At 45.0% G+C, this 2,724-nt stretch carries 1 protein-coding gene; it reads right to left on the bottom strand.

Annotated elements, in window-relative coordinates:
- Positions 1-437 precede the first annotated feature (437 nt).
- Positions 438-2,297 (bottom strand): biosynthetic-type acetolactate synthase large subunit, encoded by a 1,860-nt coding sequence (gene ilvB / locus F6J94_RS32755; RefSeq protein ID WP_293047872.1) that lies wholly within the window; start codon positions 2,295-2,297, stop codon positions 438-440.
- Positions 2,298-2,724 lie beyond the last annotated feature (427 nt).

The raw sequence follows: 2,724 nt of genomic DNA, 5'->3' as shown, positions 1-2,724 counted from the left end.
TGACTAGCTCCTCTAGGTGGCTTATGTTATGATTATCGGAGACTAATGTATGGGATAACGTATACTAATGTATAACTTATGTATGATTACCCTCAAGGATTATCAATCTGGCAGGTAATTAAAAATTAGCTATTAGCCATTCCAGAAGCTGATAGCTGATAGCACCTCAAGTAGCACCATCTGTAGCGCATTAGCTGATAGCTGAGCAATAAGTCCCATTAAACTGACGATACTTACCAAAAAAAATACTCCGCTGGTGAGCGAAGTAAGTAAGTTTAAAGGAGCAATGATAAGCTTTGCTGAACTAAGGAATGATATGAATTAGACTTGGGTAGTTAGCAAATAGTGAATTACCAATTATCCATTACTATTATCTATTACCCATTACCCTAAATCATGCCATTAATCAGCAATGTCAAATCCTTAGGTACACAATATTAAAGCTTGGTGCCGCACTCAGGACAAAAATTGTTACTTGCTACATTCTTGGCACCACAGTTACTGCAATAGATTAGCTCCGTAGCATTCTTGAGTATTGGTTTTTCCGGTAAACCAATCATTTGGGCATTACTCTTACCAGGGGCTACCATTGGGTAACAATTCTCGTCTTTGGTTACATGAACATCTAACAACACAGGACCATCGTAGGCTAGCATTTGTGCGATCGCATCCTGTAGTTCATCCCGACTGGTAACTATCATGCCCTTAACCCCGTAAGCCTGAGCCAGTTGCACAAAATCCGGCATCCCGACTTCCATATTTGACGAGGAATAACGCTGCCCATAGAACGCTTGTTGCCACTGGCGTACCATTCCCTGCCAACCGTTGTTAATAATCACGGTCTTAACATTGATGCCATATTGAGCCAGGGTACCCAGTTCCTGGATATTCATCTGAATACTGGCATCACCGGCAATACAAATCACTTGCTGATCTCGGAATGCTACCTGGACTCCCATGGCTGCTGGCATTCCATAGCCCATAGTGCCCAATCCCCCACTGGAAATCCACTGGCGCGGTCCATTATTAAGAAATTGCGCTGCCCACATTTGATGTTGACCGACATCCGTGGTGTAGTAAGCTTTAGGTGCTTGACGCCCTACCTCTACAATCACTTCTTGGGGAGATAGACTATCGGGGTATTGAGGTACCTGCAAGGGATAGTCCTGACGCCAACGGTTAATCCGTGCGAGCCACTCCTGGGTTTGATTAGGTTCTGCTGAGATATTCATTTCCTGGTAACGGCGCAACATATCTTGCAAAACCCGACGCACATCCCCTACAATCGGTACTTGGGGATAGCGGTTTTTACCGACCTCAGCCGGATCAATGTCGATGTGAATGACTTGAGCGTGAGAGGCAAACTGATCCAGTTTCCCGGTCACCCGGTCATCAAATCGCGCTCCTACAGCAATCAGTAAGTCACACTCACTAACAGCAAAGTTAGCATAGGCAGTGCCATGCATCCCCAGCATTTTTAGCGATAGGGGATGGGATTCGTCAAATGCTCCCTTGCCCATCAACGTGGTAGTTACCGGAATTTGGAAGATTTCTGCCAGTTGGCGCAGTTCATCATGGGCACCAGCAGCAATGGTTCCGCCACCAACGTAAAGCAGGGGTCGTCGTGCTTGCCGAATTAAATTTAGGGCTTGGTTAATTTGGCGGGGATTGCCCTTTAGTGTTGGACGATAGCCCACCAACTTGAGTTGATTAGCTTCCAGAGGTACGTAGTCACATTCCTCTAAACCCACGTCTTTGGGTACGTCAATCAGGACTGGCCCAGGACGTCCGGTGCTAGCGATATGGAAGGCTTCGGCAACAATCTGCGCCATATCAGCAGGGTTACGCACCACATAAGAGTGTTTTACAACCGGCAAGGTAATCCCAAAGATATCGGTTTCCTGGAAGGCATCAGAACCAATAGCAGCACGGGCGACTTGACCGGTTACACAAATTAGGGGAATTGAGTCCATGTGAGCAGTAGCTATACCGGTAACTAGGTTAGTGGCTCCCGGACCAGATGTAGCAAAACAGACACCGACTTTGCCAGTAGCACGGGCATAACCATCAGCAGCGTGGGATGCTCCTTGCTCGTGTCGGACTAGGATGTGCTGTATTTTACCAGCATCTTCCCAGTGGTATAGTTCGTCATATATAGGTAGAATTGCACCACCGGGATAGCCGAAGATATGGGTCACACCGTGACGGTGGAGACTATCGATTAGAGCAAATGCTCCTGTGCGGCGAGTGGGGGTAGTTGATGAGGCTGGGGTTGTTGAGATTACTTGGGATTGCACGCTTATCACCTCTAGTGGTAGATCGGTTCCTTAGGTGCGACCTGTGGCCAATTAAATTCGCCAAGGTCAAGAACACCTATGCTGTTAAGGGTGTTAGATTGCTGATAATAGCTGAGCAGAATTTTAGAATAACTGTTAATTTTACTACAGTACGGGTTTTGTATTTCAGTTTACTCTTAATATATGGAACTGTCCAGACAACTTGGCAGGATTTTTCCTTTGAGCACTCTGGGTCTATTTATCAGCTAGAAGCCTAAGATAAATAAATCAACTTTTTACTATATACGAGGGTTAACTATAAGTAGTTATGCTTTAGGAAAAATTTATAATTTATGGTATTATTTTTTTTTAGTGCTAAATAATTCCAACTGGCATCAAGTTTCAAATTTATATTTGAGGGAATAGGGAATAGGGAATAGGGAATAGA

This window comes from Moorena sp. SIO1F2, assembly GCF_010672755.1.
GTDB lineage: Bacteria > Cyanobacteriota > Cyanobacteriia > Cyanobacteriales > Coleofasciculaceae > Moorena.
The sequence above is the reverse complement of the archived record's forward strand: the minus strand, read 5'-3'. Positions and strand labels throughout refer to the sequence as shown.